The organism is Halobacillus shinanisalinarum, assembly GCF_022919835.1.
GTDB classification, from domain to species: domain Bacteria; phylum Bacillota; class Bacilli; order Bacillales; family Halobacillaceae; genus Halobacillus_A; species Halobacillus_A shinanisalinarum.
The window spans coordinates 3335010-3351298 of sequence record NZ_CP095074.1; the positions used below are offsets into that span (position 1 = coordinate 3335010).

General features: G+C 39.9%; 12 protein-coding genes, 1 pseudogene and 2 riboswitches. Of the genes and pseudogenes, 8 read left to right on the plus strand and 5 right to left on the minus strand.

Annotation, left to right across the window (positions count from 1 at the left end; translation table 11 throughout):
* Window positions 1-628: 628 nt before the first annotated feature.
* From MUO14_RS16565 to MUO14_RS16580, 4 genes are all read left to right on the plus strand, one after another.
* Entirely contained in the window at window positions 629-2023 is a 1395-nt protein-coding gene (locus tag MUO14_RS16565; protein WP_244751708.1) for a hypothetical protein, read from the plus strand.
* A gap of 204 nt (window positions 2024-2227) precedes the next feature.
* Window positions 2228-3247, plus strand: a complete 1020-nt coding sequence (locus MUO14_RS16570; RefSeq protein WP_244751709.1) for a serine hydrolase domain-containing protein — start codon at window positions 2228-2230, stop codon at window positions 3245-3247.
* 604 nt (window positions 3248-3851) lie between these two features.
* A complete protein-coding gene (ppc, locus tag MUO14_RS16575) occupies window positions 3852-6611 on the plus strand; it encodes a phosphoenolpyruvate carboxylase (RefSeq protein ID WP_244751710.1) in 2760 nt (919 codons plus the stop codon).
* A 295-nt stretch (window positions 6612-6906) separates the two neighbouring features.
* The gene (locus MUO14_RS16580; RefSeq protein ID WP_244751711.1) at window positions 6907-7332 is read left to right on the plus strand and encodes a DUF2935 domain-containing protein; all 426 of its coding nucleotides are present in this window, start codon (window positions 6907-6909) and stop codon (window positions 7330-7332) included.
* A 209-nt stretch (window positions 7333-7541) separates the two neighbouring features.
* Here MUO14_RS16580 and MUO14_RS16585 read toward each other — a convergent pair whose 3' ends face one another.
* On the minus strand, window positions 7542-7703 hold the full coding sequence (locus MUO14_RS16585; RefSeq protein WP_244751712.1) for a hypothetical protein: 162 nt from the start codon (window positions 7701-7703) through the stop codon (window positions 7542-7544).
* 100 nt (window positions 7704-7803) lie between these two features.
* A complete protein-coding gene (locus MUO14_RS16590; protein WP_244751713.1) occupies window positions 7804-8820 on the minus strand; it encodes a DUF3231 family protein in 1017 nt (338 codons plus the stop codon).
* A gap of 209 nt (window positions 8821-9029) precedes the next feature.
* Here MUO14_RS16590 and MUO14_RS16595 point away from each other — a divergent pair.
* Window positions 9030-9511: pseudogene (locus MUO14_RS16595) on the plus strand (PaaI family thioesterase).
* 87 nt (window positions 9512-9598) lie between these two features.
* Here MUO14_RS16595 and MUO14_RS16600 read toward each other — a convergent pair.
* Both MUO14_RS16600 and MUO14_RS16605 read right to left on the minus strand, forming a co-directional pair.
* Entirely contained in the window at window positions 9599-10174 is a 576-nt protein-coding gene (locus MUO14_RS16600; protein ID WP_244751714.1) for a YdhK family protein, read from the minus strand.
* A 194-nt stretch (window positions 10175-10368) separates the two neighbouring features.
* Window positions 10369-11556 carry an MFS transporter gene (locus MUO14_RS16605; protein ID WP_244751715.1) on the minus strand — a complete coding sequence of 396 codons (1188 nt, stop codon included), beginning with the start codon at window positions 11554-11556 and terminating at the stop codon, window positions 10369-10371.
* Between the two features lie 261 nt (window positions 11557-11817).
* On the opposite strand from MUO14_RS16605, the gene MUO14_RS16610 reads away from it, so the two are divergent.
* The 3 genes from MUO14_RS16610 (at window position 11818) to MUO14_RS16620 (ending at window position 15572) form a co-directional block, all read left to right on the plus strand.
* Window positions 11818-12153, plus strand: a complete 336-nt coding sequence (locus MUO14_RS16610; protein ID WP_244751716.1) for a hypothetical protein — start codon at window positions 11818-11820, stop codon at window positions 12151-12153.
* 88 nt (window positions 12154-12241) lie between these two features.
* Window positions 12242-12353, plus strand: a riboswitch (SAM riboswitch).
* A gap of 77 nt (window positions 12354-12430) precedes the next feature.
* A riboswitch (cobalamin riboswitch) is annotated at window positions 12431-12625 on the plus strand.
* Between the two features lie 142 nt (window positions 12626-12767).
* Window positions 12768-15080, plus strand: coding sequence for a 5-methyltetrahydropteroyltriglutamate--homocysteine S-methyltransferase (gene metE / locus MUO14_RS16615; protein ID WP_244751717.1), 2313 nt, complete (start codon window positions 12768-12770; stop codon window positions 15078-15080).
* A gap of 147 nt (window positions 15081-15227) precedes the next feature.
* Window positions 15228-15572: an avidin-fold protein gene (locus MUO14_RS16620; protein ID WP_244751718.1), complete on the plus strand. Its 345-nt coding sequence runs from the start codon at window positions 15228-15230 to the stop codon at window positions 15570-15572.
* 164 nt (window positions 15573-15736) lie between these two features.
* Here the strand turns inward: MUO14_RS16620 and MUO14_RS16625 are convergent, their stop codons facing one another.
* On the minus strand, window positions 15737-16279 hold the full coding sequence (locus tag MUO14_RS16625; RefSeq protein WP_244751719.1) for an RDD family protein: 543 nt from the start codon (window positions 16277-16279) through the stop codon (window positions 15737-15739).
* Between the last annotated feature and the right edge of the window lie 10 nt (window positions 16280-16289).

Sequence of the window (16289 nt, forward strand, 5' to 3'; positions counted from 1 at the left end):
AATAGGGCCAGATTCTTGAGTAATACATTGTGAGAAATGACGAAAATATGGTTCTTCTCAAAGCTAAGACCTGATATTTGAGAATCCTAGCTAGTTATTTAAGAATCCTCTCATGTTATTTAAGAATTTCCCACTAAAAGAGCGCACCCTTGCTCGCCCCGGTTTATAGAAGGTTTTTGCTTATTCGGGAAACGGGTGTGACTATGGGAGATCAGAGGTAGAAAATAATCAAACTTTTTTATGAAAAATGTGTACTAATTCATAAGAAAAGAATCCGTTTTGATCAAACTTTATTTTAAAGCTACATTTATAGAATGAATACAGCTCAGTCGGTCTAATAAAAGGAAGAACCCATCATCGGAATTTGTCTAGGAGAGTGGAGGATGGAATTAAATCACTCCTTGAAGTATTAGAGGATGTTCAAAAAAAGTCACCAAATGATAAACGGCGAATTTCTTCGTTGCTCGGTTTTTCCGGTCCTCACGTATGAAAGGCATACGCTGTAGTCCTCAACACTTTCGGGCCTCGAACTTCTTGTTTCTCATTGATCAACTTTTTGAACACACACTATTAGTATCTTTATATACCGTTTCATGGTATGGTCAAGGTAACGATAAGGAGGTTGATTATGTCGATTCAAGCAATAAATATAAAAGATAAACAGCAATCACGCCAATTAGAAATTAGGCGTATGACGATCTATAAACAAAGCAAAATCATCGAAGCAGCAGATGAACAGGGCCAGATCTACTATATCTTTTTTCACGAAGATCAATATTTAAATTACGTAACATCAAAGAAAATTACGAAGCGTTCCTATGTTAAGGATGCGTTTGAAAAAGGTGTTACATTACCACCGCCCCATCCACTAATTGAAATAGTGGTCTCCTCCTATCCTCATTTTAAGAAGCAGAATTTCAACGAACTTTTTAAAAAACTTCAGCAACAATACTCTTTTCAAGAAACGGCCCTGATCGCCAGCTACTTTGAATCCTTTATTAAAAAAGATAAACTAGCTGATTTTATCAAAACTCTTTTCTATAAGGATCGGCGAGATGGAAAGTTATTATCGTGTTATCGCATTCTCCACATCCTCAAAGACTTTGCACCCAACCATAGCTTGGTGTCTGCATTCTCAGGCGATTTACAATTCACCAAATACGATGAGCGCTACAAACACGGTGATGAGACATTCCTTGCTAAAGACCCCATTTATGTAGAGAGAAAGTTGTATTCCAATAAACATCATGAGCTATCTTTTCAAAAGTTAATGTCTTTATATAAAGAGCAGTCTCGTTGGATAGATATGATTGCTATGTACATAACGCGTGTGGTTCATACGCAAACATCGAATGATTATTATATACTCCACTCACTGATTGATGAACATTTTATTAGTATGAACAGGTTGAGATTACTGGAAGATTTATACACACGTGGCCTTGAAGTTGAGCCGTTAAGACAAGATTTATTGAACTTGTATATGGAGGAAGAAAAGCTTGAAGAAGTATTGACTTTTATAGGCAAGCATGAACTTACGCTGCAGCCATCCCAATCTCAACGATTGATCAAAATTGTAAAACAGCAAGAAATTACAGCCAATGCTACCCCACCTGAAGGATTACGAAAACTGATCGTGGCTTTATTTGAATCAAAGGATGATCAAGCCGCTGATTTTCTACATCAGGCGATCACTTCCTTACTGAACGAACGAGGTCTTCCTTACATACAAGAATGGGCCCAACCGCTGAGGGATATATCCCTTGCGAACCCGATTTTACAAAAGGTCGATGAAATGAATCGTCTTATCGAAGATCCAAGTGAACAACGACGCCTTGGCGAACTGTACCACTATTTCCATAACCCTGAGCAGGCTATTGAATGTATGAGCTGGGATATGGAGCTCCGTGAAGAAGATCCTGAACCAGTGCAATGGCTCGCAAAGCTTTACCACGAGCTAGGGATGGATGAAGAATATAAGGCTTACCAGCAGCTTTATATTGATATGGTCAAAAGAGCTTAGAAAAATAGTTATCTTAGAGTTGCAAAACATGGTCGAATGTCTGTGTTTTGCCTTATTTGATTTCATATATTGCAGAGATCAGATTAAAGGATTTTTGGTAAGTGAAGGAGAATAGCTACGACAAGCGTCTATGGTAAATACGACCGCTCTTAAAAAGAAGCGCTGTTATTCGATAATAAAGGATGGTACGAGTGGAGGGGCAACATGCTGAAAAGTGAGATTGATAAAATTGTAGCAAATACAAGTGGCAAGTCAGGGTTCTCTGGAGTCGTGTACATGAAAAACGAAAATAATGTTGTTATTGAATCAGCCTATAGTTATGCAAATCGTGCTGAGGAATTATTAAACACAGTGAATACACGGTTTGGCATCGCGTCTGGATGCAAATTGTTTACAGCAATAGGCATTTGTCAGTTGGTTGAAAAAGGGGCCCTCTCTTTTCAGACACGACTGAAGGACTGTTTGGATATCGAGTTTCCGAATTTCGATGAAAGGGTTACGATCCATCACCTCTTGACGCACAGCTCCGGCATACCCGACTATTTTGATGAAGATGTCATGGATGATTTTGAAGAGCTTTGGAAGGAAAATCCTGTGTACAATTTGAGAAGTTTAACAGACTTTTTACCAATGTTTCAAAATAACCCGATGATGTTTAATCCGGGTGAAAAATTTCATTATAATAATGCTGGTTTTATTGTTTTGGGGTTGATTATTGAACAACAAACCGGGGACAGTTTTACCGATTACATTGAGTCTGAGGTCTTTCATCGGTGTGGGATGAGAGATTCGGGATATTTTTCTTTAGACCGCCTCCCCAAAAATACAGCCTATGGATATATTGGCAATGAAGATGATGAAACCTTGAGAACAAATGTATATTCTATCCCTATTAAGGGTGGGGCTGATGGCGGGGCTTTTATCACGGCACCGGATATGATCAAATTGTGGGAAGGGTTATTTAACCATCGGCTGTTAAGTGAAAAATATACGAATGCCCTGCTGACTCCATATATAAGTGTTAAAGATAACGTATCTTACGGTTATGGAATATGGATTAACAAAAGAAACAATCACATTTTTAAATACCACATCATGGGGTATGATCCTGGTGTGAGTTTTCATTCATCCGTGTATCCTGATTTAGGTATTAAGCTTGTTGTACCCTCGAATAAAAGTTCCGGTCCATTTGATGTGATCCAAGCAATAGAAGGCTATTTTTGATTTATTGCTAACGCATAATTAGGTGTTAGTAGATTTATTCTACAATAATCGTATTAAATTGTGCGTTTTCAGAGGACTTGTATCGTTGAGGATGGAAATAAACCAGCTCGGAAGTGGAAAACAATTAGTAGTTTTATAATTTTATTACAGTGAGTGTTCAAAAAGTTGCCAAATTAGCAGCAAGCCAACGATGAGATTCGCCTCTTATCATTTGGTGACTTTTTGAACAACCTCTATAAGTAAAAAGGATGGTATTCAATTTGTGATCTCCATCCATTTTGTGGCAGTTTTAGTGCAACCCCATAGACAATTCTGTTTACCAGATGGAAAAAATGCAGCTAACCTAGCCCCATCTCCGATAAAAATTCAAAAATAATTTATGCTAGTTATAAAATAGGTGTGTTTTTTAAAGCTTGTCCCCTGTCCCTCTATGCACGAACCCCCTTTAAATTTTGCAAAAACCCTATAAATCAAGCGCTTACACGGATTGGTAGGGGATCTTATCCATTTGACTATCCAAAAGATTCTGATAACATAATTAAAATATGGGCGGGTTATTATCAGAATCGCTCAGGAAAAAAATATTACAGGAGATGGTGAAAGAGTGACAATTCAAAAAGAAAAAAACGACCATACAACCCCTTTACGACATGATGTGAATCTACTGGGTAATATGCTTGGTGAGATTCTCGTTCATCACGGCGGGGAAGAGTTATTAAACAAAGTGGAAACCATTCGCAAGTTAACGAAAGAACTTAGAAGAAATCGCGAGACCTCTACGTATGAAAAACTTAAAAGTGAAATCCAAACCCTACAACCTCCAATGCGTTCCCAAGTCATCCGCGCATTCTCAATCTATTTCCACCTCGTAAATATTGCAGAGCAAAACCATCGTATTCGCAGGCGTCGCGAATATCAGCTTTTTGAGGATCAAGGTGTTCAGCCTTATTCCATTGAGAGTGCTATTCTATCGTTGAAAGACCATAGCATGGATAAGGAGGTCATTCAGGATGTGCTCGATCAATTATCATTGGAGCTGATCATTACAGCACACCCTACTGAAGCGACGAAGCGTACGGTACTTGAAATTCAAAAGCGTATTGCGACAATATTAATGCAGCTCGATCATCCACAGCTAACGGATAATGAGCGTGAACGTATCCAAGAAAGCTTGTTTAACGAGGTTACGGTCCTTTGGCAAACCGATGAATTGAGACATCGGAAACCGACTGTCATGGATGAAGTGCGAAATGGCTTGTATTATTTTGATCAAACCCTATTTGATGTACTCCCTGATATCCACCAGGAGTTAGAGGATCGTCTTGAGGAAAGTTATCCTGAGGAGAAATGGAATGTCCCCAATTTCCTTCGCTTCGGTTCATGGATTGGTGGAGATCGTGATGGTAACCCGAATGTTACTCCAGAGATTACGTGGGAAACATTGGGCAAGCAGAGGGAGCTTGTTTTGAAAAAGTATGATGCTGTGCTTGTTGAATTAATGAAGCGGTTCAGTCATTCGACAACTCGTGTAAAAGTGAGTGAAGAACTGATTGCTTCTGTAGAAAAAGAAGAGTCTCTCATTCCAGAAGGGAAGAGGTGGCGAGTGAAGGAAGAAATGTATCGCCGTAAATTTGCTGTTATTCTGGAACGTTTGCGTCAGGTGGGTAAATCGGAAACAGGTTATGCATCAGACGACCAACTTTTAGCAGATCTTGATCTTATTCAAAACAGTGTGAAAAACCATCAACCGTCGAAGCGAGAGTTGAAAATGCTGGGTAAACTCGTTCGCCAGGTGAAACTATTTGGCTTTCACTTAGCTACTCTCGACATTCGTAATCATAGCGGAGAACATGAAGCTGCGATCACGGAAATTTTACAAAAAGTAGATATTAATCATGATTATCCTAGTCTTTCTGAATCGGAAAAGATTGAGCTGCTTGAGGGTGTATTGAAAGATCCCCGTCCTATCACTCTACTGAATGAAGACTACAGTGAAGAGACGCAGGAAATGTTGAAAGTCTTCCAATTGATTCGTGAGGCTCACAAAGAGTTTGGCAAACGCTCAATTGAAGTCTATTTGATCAGCATGACAGAATCTGCTAGTGATCTTCTGGAAGTATTAGTGCTTGCCAAAGAAGCAGGAATTTACCGTCTGCATGCTGATGGACGAGTAGAGAGTAATTTGAACGTAGCGCCATTGCTTGAAACCGTAGATGATTTGGTGGCAGGACCCGAGATTTTAAAATCATTGTTTGAAATGGGTGTTTACAGCAAACACTTGAGCGACATGAATAACCATCAAGAAATTATGCTAGGCTACTCTGACGGGAGTAAAGACGGCGGTACTCTAACAGCCAACTGGAGACTTTATAAAGCTCAGCAAGAAATTCATGATATGGCCAAAGAATATAATGTTGGCTTGAAATTCTTCCATGGACGCGGCGGCTCGCTTGGAAGAGGCGGTGGTCCGTTAAATCGAAGTATTCTATCACAACCTGCTGAAACACTAGGTGACGGTGTGAAGATTACCGAGCAAGGTGAAGTGTTATCGTCACGTTATCTCTTGACAGATATTGCCTATCGAAGCCTTGAGCAAGGAGTTTCCACTTTGGTTGAAGGAGCAGCTCATGTATCTAAAGAGTCAGAACAAGCACACAACCGTGAAGAAAAGTGGGAACAAGCCATGGAAGAGATCGCAAACGTCTCTCTTGAAAAATACCAATCGCTTGTCTTTGGGGACAAAGATTTCTTAACATACTTCAATGAAGCGACACCGCTTCAAGAAATTAGTGGATTGAATATTGGGTCTCGTCCTATGAAACGGAAGGACAGCATGAAGTTTGAAAATTTAAGAGCGATCCCATGGGTATTTGCCTGGACCCAAAATCGTCAGTTAATTCCAGCGTGGTATGCTTCTGGGACAGGATTGGTAAACTATGCTTCCCAAAGTGATGATCACCTAAAGCAATTGCAGCAAATGTATGAGAACTGGCCGTTCTTCCGCTCCACCATTTACAATCTGCAAATGGCCTTAACCAAAGCAGATATTCAAACAGCTAAAGAATATACGGCTCTAGTGAATGATCACGTTCTTGGTGAGCGCATTTTTCAAATGATCGTTGAAGAGTTCAATACGACGAAACAGGTTCTCTTACAAATCACAGGTGATCACGAACTTCTCGACCAGCAGCCGACGATTCAAGAATCGGTGAAGCTGCGTAACCCTTACGTTGATCCATTAAACTTCTTACAAGTAGAACTTATCAAGGATCTTCGTCAAAAAGAAAATGAAAATGAAGATACACTCACAGAAGTGTTACTCACGATTAGTGGTATTGCGGCAGGTTTGCGTAATACGGGTTGATCTGGAGGGAGCTGTCGGTCATAAGGCCGGCAGTTTTTTTGATCAGGGAAGAATACCTTCTGCTTTGGTCAGAATCATCGTATGTATGGGTAGAATCCTATTTAATTAGGGCTGAATAATTCTCGCTTAATGACAGTCCCCGGCTGTGATATGGTAGAAACAAGCCGAAACCAGACAGGGAATGTAGAGTTACAGACATTTACAGTTAACGCCGTATAGAAAACCCTCTATTGGCAGTTCTTATTCCACCCCTTTCGAATATATATAGTAACTAGAGAATGGGGGGGATTGCTTCATGCAGTATTATTATGGGAACCAGATGCCGTTACGAGTGCTAGATGAGGCTGAGTTTTGGAAACACCAAGAGGAGGAACATACGGTTGTTATCAGAGAGCTGGTAAGAAATCTCGAACAGGAATATGTGGAGTCATTAAAGGAATGGGAGAAAGAGTTTGCCCAGGCGCATCACCGGGTCATAAGGTATATTGAAACAGTTAACCGTTCCAATGGACAAGTTACTGTGTCACTCTACCAGGATCTCATGCAACTTGTTACCTTTTGCTTACAACAGAGTCAACAGTTTATTAACTTTTGCCAACGGCTTATGGAAGAAAGTGAGCCTATTAGCACCAATCAGACAGCTAAAGTAGTCTTGAATCATATTATTGTTGAATCAGAGTATTTTATTGGAGTGGCTCAAACTATTTTATATCAACGGTAAATAAAAAGGCACTTTCCTTTTCAATGAGGATAAAGTGCCTTTTTCATAATAGAAGCTTTGCACAATTCTAACGTTATTTACGATACCGCATCCCATAAACTAGTTAAGGGAGGGGCTACTATAAAGGGGGGGGTTTACTCAGCCTGTGTGGAGCAGATATGATTTAAAAAACAAGGGGAGCTCCCCTCGTTTTTTTAAAAATGTATTTGTTATTGATCGTCATGTTTCCAAGTTGTTTCTTCACCACTTACAGGACATACGGGGAAATCTTCATTATCATTAAATTTGACTCTTTCTCCTGACTGACATAAGTATTCTCCTGTTTTGGGTACACCTTGACCTGTTCTATATTCACGATAATTCTCATCCATTCGATACACCTCCATTTTTACAATCCATACTTATCTTTTCCAAAAAGCTGTATTTCAATCGAGCCTTAATGCTAAAGTAGTAGACGAATCTCCTATCTCATTACTGATTTTTATTCGTTAACTTATTACGATCCTCTGCGTGGGGCGGTTCTTCCATCCAATTGTTTTCAATCATAATTTTGCCTCCTTCTTTCGCGAACGTGAAGATATCTTGAGCCAGCATCGCCAGTTTTATAGGTAAGTCAGGACGAAAGCTGAATGCCCCTCCGATCACATTGCTGCCTAGACCGAATGTGCTCAACAGATTGGTGTTATACATCATAAGCTTGTCCGAGAAAGGGGGTGTTGTTGAATCAGTCGCCTTCGCAGTCCACGTAACGGGTGCCTGAATGTCACTTCGCATCAGTATGTCATTGAATTCTGTTACAATTTTTTGAGCTAATTCTTTCCCTTTGACAAAATAGTTTTGGACATCTTTATTTTTAGCCGCTTGAGCGTAACCCGTCATCAACTGAATACCCATAGTATTCGTTTCAATTGCATAGCATAAGTGTCCGATTTCAATCGTATTTAAAGGTCGCTTTTCCTGTAAAAAATTGAAGCCGCTGATGTATTTTTGATCTTTGACAAACTCAGAATCTTTCGGCATGGAAATATGGGGAGGCCGTACCAATACCCCCCTATTTAAAAGGAGCTCCGTTATTTCGTCATATACTTTCTGAGCATGTTTAGTTAGATTATTATTCAAATTCCTAATATCCTTGCGGTAGGACATGGTGCTGTATAGAGCGTAATAGCCGATGCTGATCTTGGCCATCGTGCGTATATACATGAGGTCAAAATTGTGATCAAATAAACGTGGCACCCCTTTCATAACATCTTTTTTAGTAAAACCCACAGGAACGGCTGCCTGTTCATTGTTAAATATCGTTGTCAATTCATTCACGATTCTTACTTCGCCATCATAGAGTTTGGTCAGTATTTTTCTTGACTCTTTGTCCTCTGACTTTTCCAAAAGGTGTTCAAGAACTCTTACCATCATCGTTTTAAATTGATATAACGACCATATAATTCCGATTTCTGTTGCTGTTAATTGTACATCCTTTGAATTTCCCATAAAAACCACCTTATCCTAAATCATTACACTTACTGTTTACATTATTTGTCTATTTGATACAGAGAGGATTCTTTTTGCAGGGAGAACCAGCGGTGGAGTAGAAATAAGTATAAAGAACATTTTTCTTTAAAAAAGATCCCTTTTTGATGAAATGGTTACATATTCAACGGAATAATTTAATTAACTGGACACTAAAGGAGAGGAAATCGATGAAAGAGAAAGTAGTACATGCAATACAAGATGAATACCCGGAAGACTTTGCTTGGTGTTATGGGTGTGGGAGGCTGAATGAGGATGGCCATCATTTCAGAACGGGGTGGCAGGGTGATCAAACGGTCACCATATATACACCGCTCCCTGAACATATGGCCCTGCCCGGTTTTGTATATGGGGGATGCTTGCGTCACTAATTGATTGTCATGGCACAGGGTCGGCTTCACTAGCATTACATCGACAAAATGGATATGAACCAGGAGATGGACAGGAAACGCCGCGGTTTGTTACGGCATCGTTAAATATTTCCTTTATGAAGCCCACACCTAATGGGGTTGCTTTAAAAGCCGTGGGTATAGTAAAAGAGATTCATCCAAAAAAGTGGGAGGTCTCTACAGAAATATTTGCAAATGGCTCCTTATGTGCAAAAGGTACGGTAGTTGCTGTTGTCATGCCTGAAACGTTTATACAGCAATAGAAAGAGTTCCTCCTGTAAATTTAAAAGAGCTTATCCGTTAAGGTATAAGCTCTTTTAATGTGTGAAAAATATTCCATTTTTTAAACATTATTCAGCAGATAATTCACTTTTTGTTACCCATTTATGGTCCGTTACTTTCTCACCGCCGGTAGTTGGAGTATAGGAGATCATATATACCGTTGTTTGCTGACCAGATTCAATTTCAGCCGTGGCCCCGTTCATTCCTTTCATATGCGATGCATTCAACGTAACCTCTGTTCCAGGTTCCAGCTTTTCTTCTCCAGCGTCTTCAATTTCTTCATGAATCACCCATTTATGGTTTTCAACTCGCTCCCCGCCAGTAGTCGGTGTGTAAGAAATAACATAGGCTATCGTATCGTAGGCGCCGGTTATGGTTGCTTCAGCACCTTCCATTCCTTTCATGTGACCTGTTTTGATCATCACTTGACTTCCAATTTCATAGGTTGGATTCTCCGCTGCCTTTAAATCGTTAGGGACTTCACCTGAGCTGGAATGGTTCATGTCTTTATGTTCATCAGAACTGGATTCCATGTTTTTGTTTTCCTCATTTTCCGGCTGGCCCTGTTCTTCATTAGTACATGCGCCTAACAGCGATGCAGAGATGAGTAGAATCATTCCCATTATCATTTTTTTACGCATCATCTTCATCCTCCTTTAAAATTACTTAGATTCAGAGTCTTCATTAGCAAATGGTAAAGCACTTTCTTATACTTATACAATACCCCCGTATAGTATGTTAGTCAACTGTTTTGTATGATTCGTTTCAATTTTACTGTATAAGCACAAGTTGGATTGGACTTTTTAGATCATTAAGAAAAAGCTAGACCTTGATTGGCCTAGCCTTTTGCAGTTGAGAAAAGGGATTTATCTTCTACCTTATGGGTAATGATAGTTAGAATCATTCCAAATGTGATCATCCCGGCTGCAATAAGCGTGATTAACGTAAAACCTGTTCCTATGTCCAGGAAGATTGTGCCGAGTGTTGCACCAATAGAATTGGCTAAATTAAAGATCGATGCTGCAATGGTTCCTGACAATGAAGGGGCTTCGGTGCCTGCCAGGATAATCTTGGAATTAAGAATAGGCGTTGTGCCGAACGTTCCTGCTCCAAATAAAAAGCACATAACAAAGGCTAGAATTGAAAATGGAAGAAGGAATGTGAATAGTACTAAAACGGCTGCCAAAATGCCTAAAGCTAGAATTAGGCGTTCTGTTAAGAAGTTAGGATGTATTCTACCAGAAACAAAGTTCCCAATAACGGCACCGAGCCCAAAGAAAAAGAACCCCGTGGTGATACCGCTAACCCCAAAGCCAGCAAATTCACGAAGCATTGGCTCTATAAAGGTATACGCCGTAAAAACGCCGGAGAATCCAAAGACGATAATCGCAAGCACAAGTAAAACATTTGTATTTTTAAAAATACGAAGTTCTTCGCGTAATTTTGGTGCAACTGCAGGTTTCTGATTAGGTGTAACCAATACGAGACCAATCAGTGCAATTATACCAAGTAAAACAATGAACCAGAATACATAACGCCAGTCCAAAACACCTCCAATAAACGATCCAAAAGGAACACCGAGCATAATGGCAATCGTAAGGCCGCCTTGGACAGCTGCGATCGCACTTGGGCGTTTTTCTGGCTTGGAGATAGTAAAGGCAATGGACATACAGAGTCCAAAAAATGGGGCATGCATCGCTGCTGAGAATAGCCTTGAAAGCAACAATATCTCGAAATTCGGAGCCATCGCAGCCATTGCATTACTCATGATAAAGGTAACCATCAAACTGATAAGCAAGGGTTTAGGCGGAACTTTAATCGTAATCATTCGTAGGAGAGGACCAAAAACAGCAACACTGATTGCATAGACACTTAAGAGTAAGCCGGTTGTTGAAACATTTACATTAAGATCTGAAGCAAATTGAGTGAGCAATCCGGTTACGACATATTCTGTCATTCCTACTGCAAATGTTGAAATCATAAAAACAGCTAAAACAATGTTTCTTGAAACTTGTAAACGGGTCATTTGTTACACCCCTTTGCTGTATGTTTTAAAAGTACAAGGGGATATAGTAAAACATTATCTGATAAATGTCTATAGTTGAAGCAGAAAAAAAGTCCCTTTCTTTATCAGGATAGCTTTCTGTTTAAGCAGAGGAGACTCCCCGTGAAAGCACTAATCGTCACTTAGACCTAAAGTTTCTCATCGAATTCTTAGTTTATTCTAAGGAAACTATCAGTATCATTTTTTAACATAGAAGGTAAATGTGAAGGAGGAATGTTTTAAATGAAAAAGACAATCTTGATTGCGCTGAGTATGCTATTCCTTGCAGCTTGTGGAGGCAACGATGGGGTGAAGGCAAATGAAAACACAGTAAAAACAGAAACAGGATCAGCTAATCATGAGAATCTAAAAGAATTTGAAGAAAAGTCTATTTGGCAAAAACATATTAATTTAGAAACGCATTCGATTCAAATAATGGAGGATAACTCGCATAAACGCGTGGCCCTTTTTGAAAATGAACAGGGAGAAGAGATGTACAAAAGTATTTTCATAAAAAATACAGAGAGACTGAAAATTATTCAGTTTGATGAGGGTTTACTATATAATGACATCATTTAAGGAAAGCGAACTATATTTTATCTTTGTCAGAAAACATTGACAGTTATCTCACCTCATGCTAGTATGCCTTTAACCAACTAAATTAAAACTCTTATTCAGAGAGGCGGAGGGACTGGCCCTATGATGCCCGGCAACCTGTCAGCGTTTAGTCGTTGATAATGTGCTAATTCCAGCAAAGCAAATGCTTTGGGAAATAAGAGGGGTGCGTATGTGTAAGCCTCTCTAAATATAGAGAGGCTTTTTCTTATTTCAATACACATACATGCATAGAAAACTAAATACCGTTGATTACTCAGGTGTTGTAACTTATTCAACTTAAAAGGGAAGCTCGGTGAAAATCCGGCACGGTCCCGCCACTGTAAATGGTAGCTACCTGCAGAAGTGTCACTATCTTTTTGTTAGAAAAGGGTGGGAAGGCGCAGGGGAGTGAAGATCATGGAGTCAGGAGACCTGCCTGAGACAATGCACTAAACCTACGAGGTATAGGGAGGTGTTATGAGCGTAACGTGTTCAGGCTGTTTCCACAGTTTGAATTTGCCAATGCTGCATGACCATCTCTCTTAAAAAGGGAGATTTTTTTATTAGTCTACAAAACTTAAAATGGAGGAATGAAGATGACGAAAGTATTAAGTTCAACGATTGGTTATCCAAGAATAGGCGAAAAGAGAGAGTGGAAAAAAACCCTAGAACAGTTTTGGAAAGAAAACTTAACTAAAAGTGAATTTTTGTCTGAAATGGAGAATTTGCGTACAAACGATCTACAAAAGCAACAGGACATCGGTATTGATCTCATTCCTGTTGGTGACTTTAGTCTTTATGATCATGTGCTTGATACAGCAGTTATGTTTGGTTTTATACCTGACCGTTTTCAACACAAGGGTGGGGAAGTGCCAATAGAATTGTATTTTGATATCGCTCGAGGTAATGATGAAGCGGTGGCATCTGAAATGACAAAGTGGTTTAACACAAATTATCACTACATTGTGCCTGAGATTGAATCGGATGCCCAGCCAACACTAACGGAGAATCGGCTGTTACATTACTTTTTGGAAGCTAAAGAAAAACTCGGAATCATAGGAAAGCCGGTTATACTGGGTCCTGTTTCATTTTTGAAATTGGCGAAGGGTTATGAGAAAGAGGAATTTAAAAATCTGCTGAAAAAACTTGTCCCCCTATACATACAAGTTCTTCATGAGCTAGAAAGAGCTGGTGCCGAATGGGTGCAGGTGGACGAACCTATCCTAACAACGCCGATGACCAAAGATGATATACAGTTATTTAGAGAAGTATATGACTCTATGCAAAATGGTGTTTCAAGTTTAAAGATCCTTCTCCAAACGTATTTTGAATCCGTTGATCATTACAAGGAGGTCGTTTCCCTTCCAGTTGCCGGGATAGGCCTTGATTTTGTCCATGATGAGGGAGCCAATCTAGATTCATTGAAGAAGCACGGTTTCCCTAGAGATAAATATCTGGCTGCCGGGGTGATTAACGGCCGAAACATTTGGAGTGAAGATTTAGACACAAAATACGCACAACTTGAACATCTCCTTTCGGAAGTTGAAAAAGATCGACTTATCGTACAGCCTTCTTGCAGTTTGTTACATGTTCCAGTAACTGTAACCACCGAACAGGACTTGGACCCTGTCATAAAAAATGCGCTGTCATTCGCTGACCAAAAGCTTGAAGAAGTGACAGTGTTAGCAGAAGGGCTAAATGATGGTAGGCATACGATTGAAAAAAATATAGAAGAACGTACACGGTGTATTGAATTACTATGGAAGTCTTCCAGTAGAAATCAAGCAGACGTTCAAAAGGAAGTAGAGTTATGGAAAGATATTGAACCAAAACGTTCAACCCACTATTCCAGTCGCCAGAAAATACATCAAGATTATTTCGAGCTTCCGCTATTGCCGACAACAACGATTGGTAGTCTCCCACAAACAAAAGAAATTCGTCAGGCACGGCTGAAATGGCGAAGAGGGGAATGGTCTGATGAATATTATCAATCGTTTATTGAAGAGAACACTTACGAATGGATAAAACGCCAGGAGGAAATCGGGCTCGATGTACTCATACATGGAGAGTTTGAACGCAACGATATGGTCGAATTCTTTGGAGAAAAACTGGATGGGTTTGCATTTACGAGATATGGTTGGGTCCAATCATACGGCTCCCGATGCGTCAAACCTCCCGTCATTTATGGAGATGTATCTCTCACAAAACCGATGACAGTAAAAGAAATTACCTACGCTCAATCTCTAACAAAAAAACCTGTGAAAGGTATGCTGACTGGACCGATAACCATCTTAAATTGGTCATTTGTCCGTGAAGATATCAGCAAATTTGAAGTCACTAAACAAATTGCCTTGGCTCTACAAAAAGAAATAAGGTTTTTAGAAGAAAATAACATCCATATGATTCAGGTGGATGAACCAGCTTTACGAGAAGGCTTGCCGATAAAAGTTGAAAAACAAAAAGAATATTTGGAGGAAGCCGTTTACGCTTTTAGGCTTGCCACGTCTTCTGTGCATGATGAGACCCAAATCCATACACATATGTGTTATTCCGAGTTCGGGGAAATCATGGACACCATTGACCAATTGGATGCCGACGTCATTTCCATAGAAGCCGCCAGAAGTCACGGAGAATTAATTTCAGATTTTGAGAAAAAGTCATATGAAAAAGGGATTGGCCTAGGCGTTTACGACATCCATAGTCCAAGAGTGCCAGGAGTGAATGAAATGGAAAGCAGCATCCTGCGTGCATTAGACGTACTTCACCCGAGACAATTCTGGGTGAACCCTGACTGTGGGTTGAAGACAAGAGGAATTAACGAAACAACGGATGCCCTTAAAAACATGGTTGAAGCAGCCCGACAGATTAGAGAAAAAATTAATAATGAAGTAGTAGTTGTTGAAAAGTAAAGGTAACAATTGGGCATCTTTCTGAATCAGGAAGGTGCCTGTTCCTCATTGTATTGTAAAGAAGTAGTTGAAGAAGCCAAATGAATAGCTATACAAATAAACTTATGATAAAGTATCTGAAAATTAAGTGTTTTAGGAGGCGATTTTTTGATAGACTATAACGGACGTAAGTTTGTTTCAGTTGAAAATACAGCGAATGGAGAAGTTTCTTCAAAAACTTTTTTCGATTATAAACAAGATGGAAATATAATTTCAGCGACCTATAATGGAGGAGAAATTAGATTAGGCACACTGGTTGGAATGGTGAGAGAAGATGGGTGTTTGGAGTTTAGATATAATCACGTTAATATCTATAATGAGATAAGGGGCGGAAAATGTGTTTCAACTTCAGAAATCTTACCCGACGGTCGAATTAGGTTGTATGAGAATTGGAAATGGCTTGATGAAGAGGGAACCGAGGGAAGTTCAACGATTGAGGAAGTTGCTTTATAAAACTAAACACCTTTTGCGCAGTTCTTAACATAGATGGATGATGAAAAGTTAATAAAGGAACAGTTAGGCTGATAATAATGGGGATGAAATAGGAGAACCAAGTAAGATACCTAAAGGAAGGTAAGGTAAAGCCTGTTCCTTAATCAGGAAGCAGGCTTTGTCATCTAGCTTTGTTCAGGATTCTTTTCAATTGAATCGTTAAGCCGCTTGAATTTATTTTTAATCACGGAAGTGTCTGCGAACAAGTCGTGGATCCCCTGGTGGCGCTTTGTAAAGGCGACGACCAAATAAGGCAGGCCGAGGAGAGCCATACTAATGTATCTGCCGATGCACTCACGGGAAATGATCTGCACATTTGTGAGCGGCTCACTCGTCAACGATTCAACGGACAGGCCGAGGATCATCTTTCCGAGTGTCGCCTGAAAAAACTTTGTCATCAGGATAAAATAAAGGAAAAAGATGATAGATGTTGTGATGTTCGAAGCGCTGAACATGTTGATCCAGAGTTTAGCTCCCTCGAGGTTGAACAAACGGAGGAGCGGTCTTGTCAGAATGGAATTGACTCCCCAAATGACAATCAGATCAATCAAGTAGGCGGCGAAACGAGAGCCGAATCCGGCATATAACACCCGTTGGATATCATCTTTTTGGCTTTTAAGCAGATTCATGACTGGCATGCCTGCTGTTTGCTGTTCGGTAGTCTCCATATTTTCCACC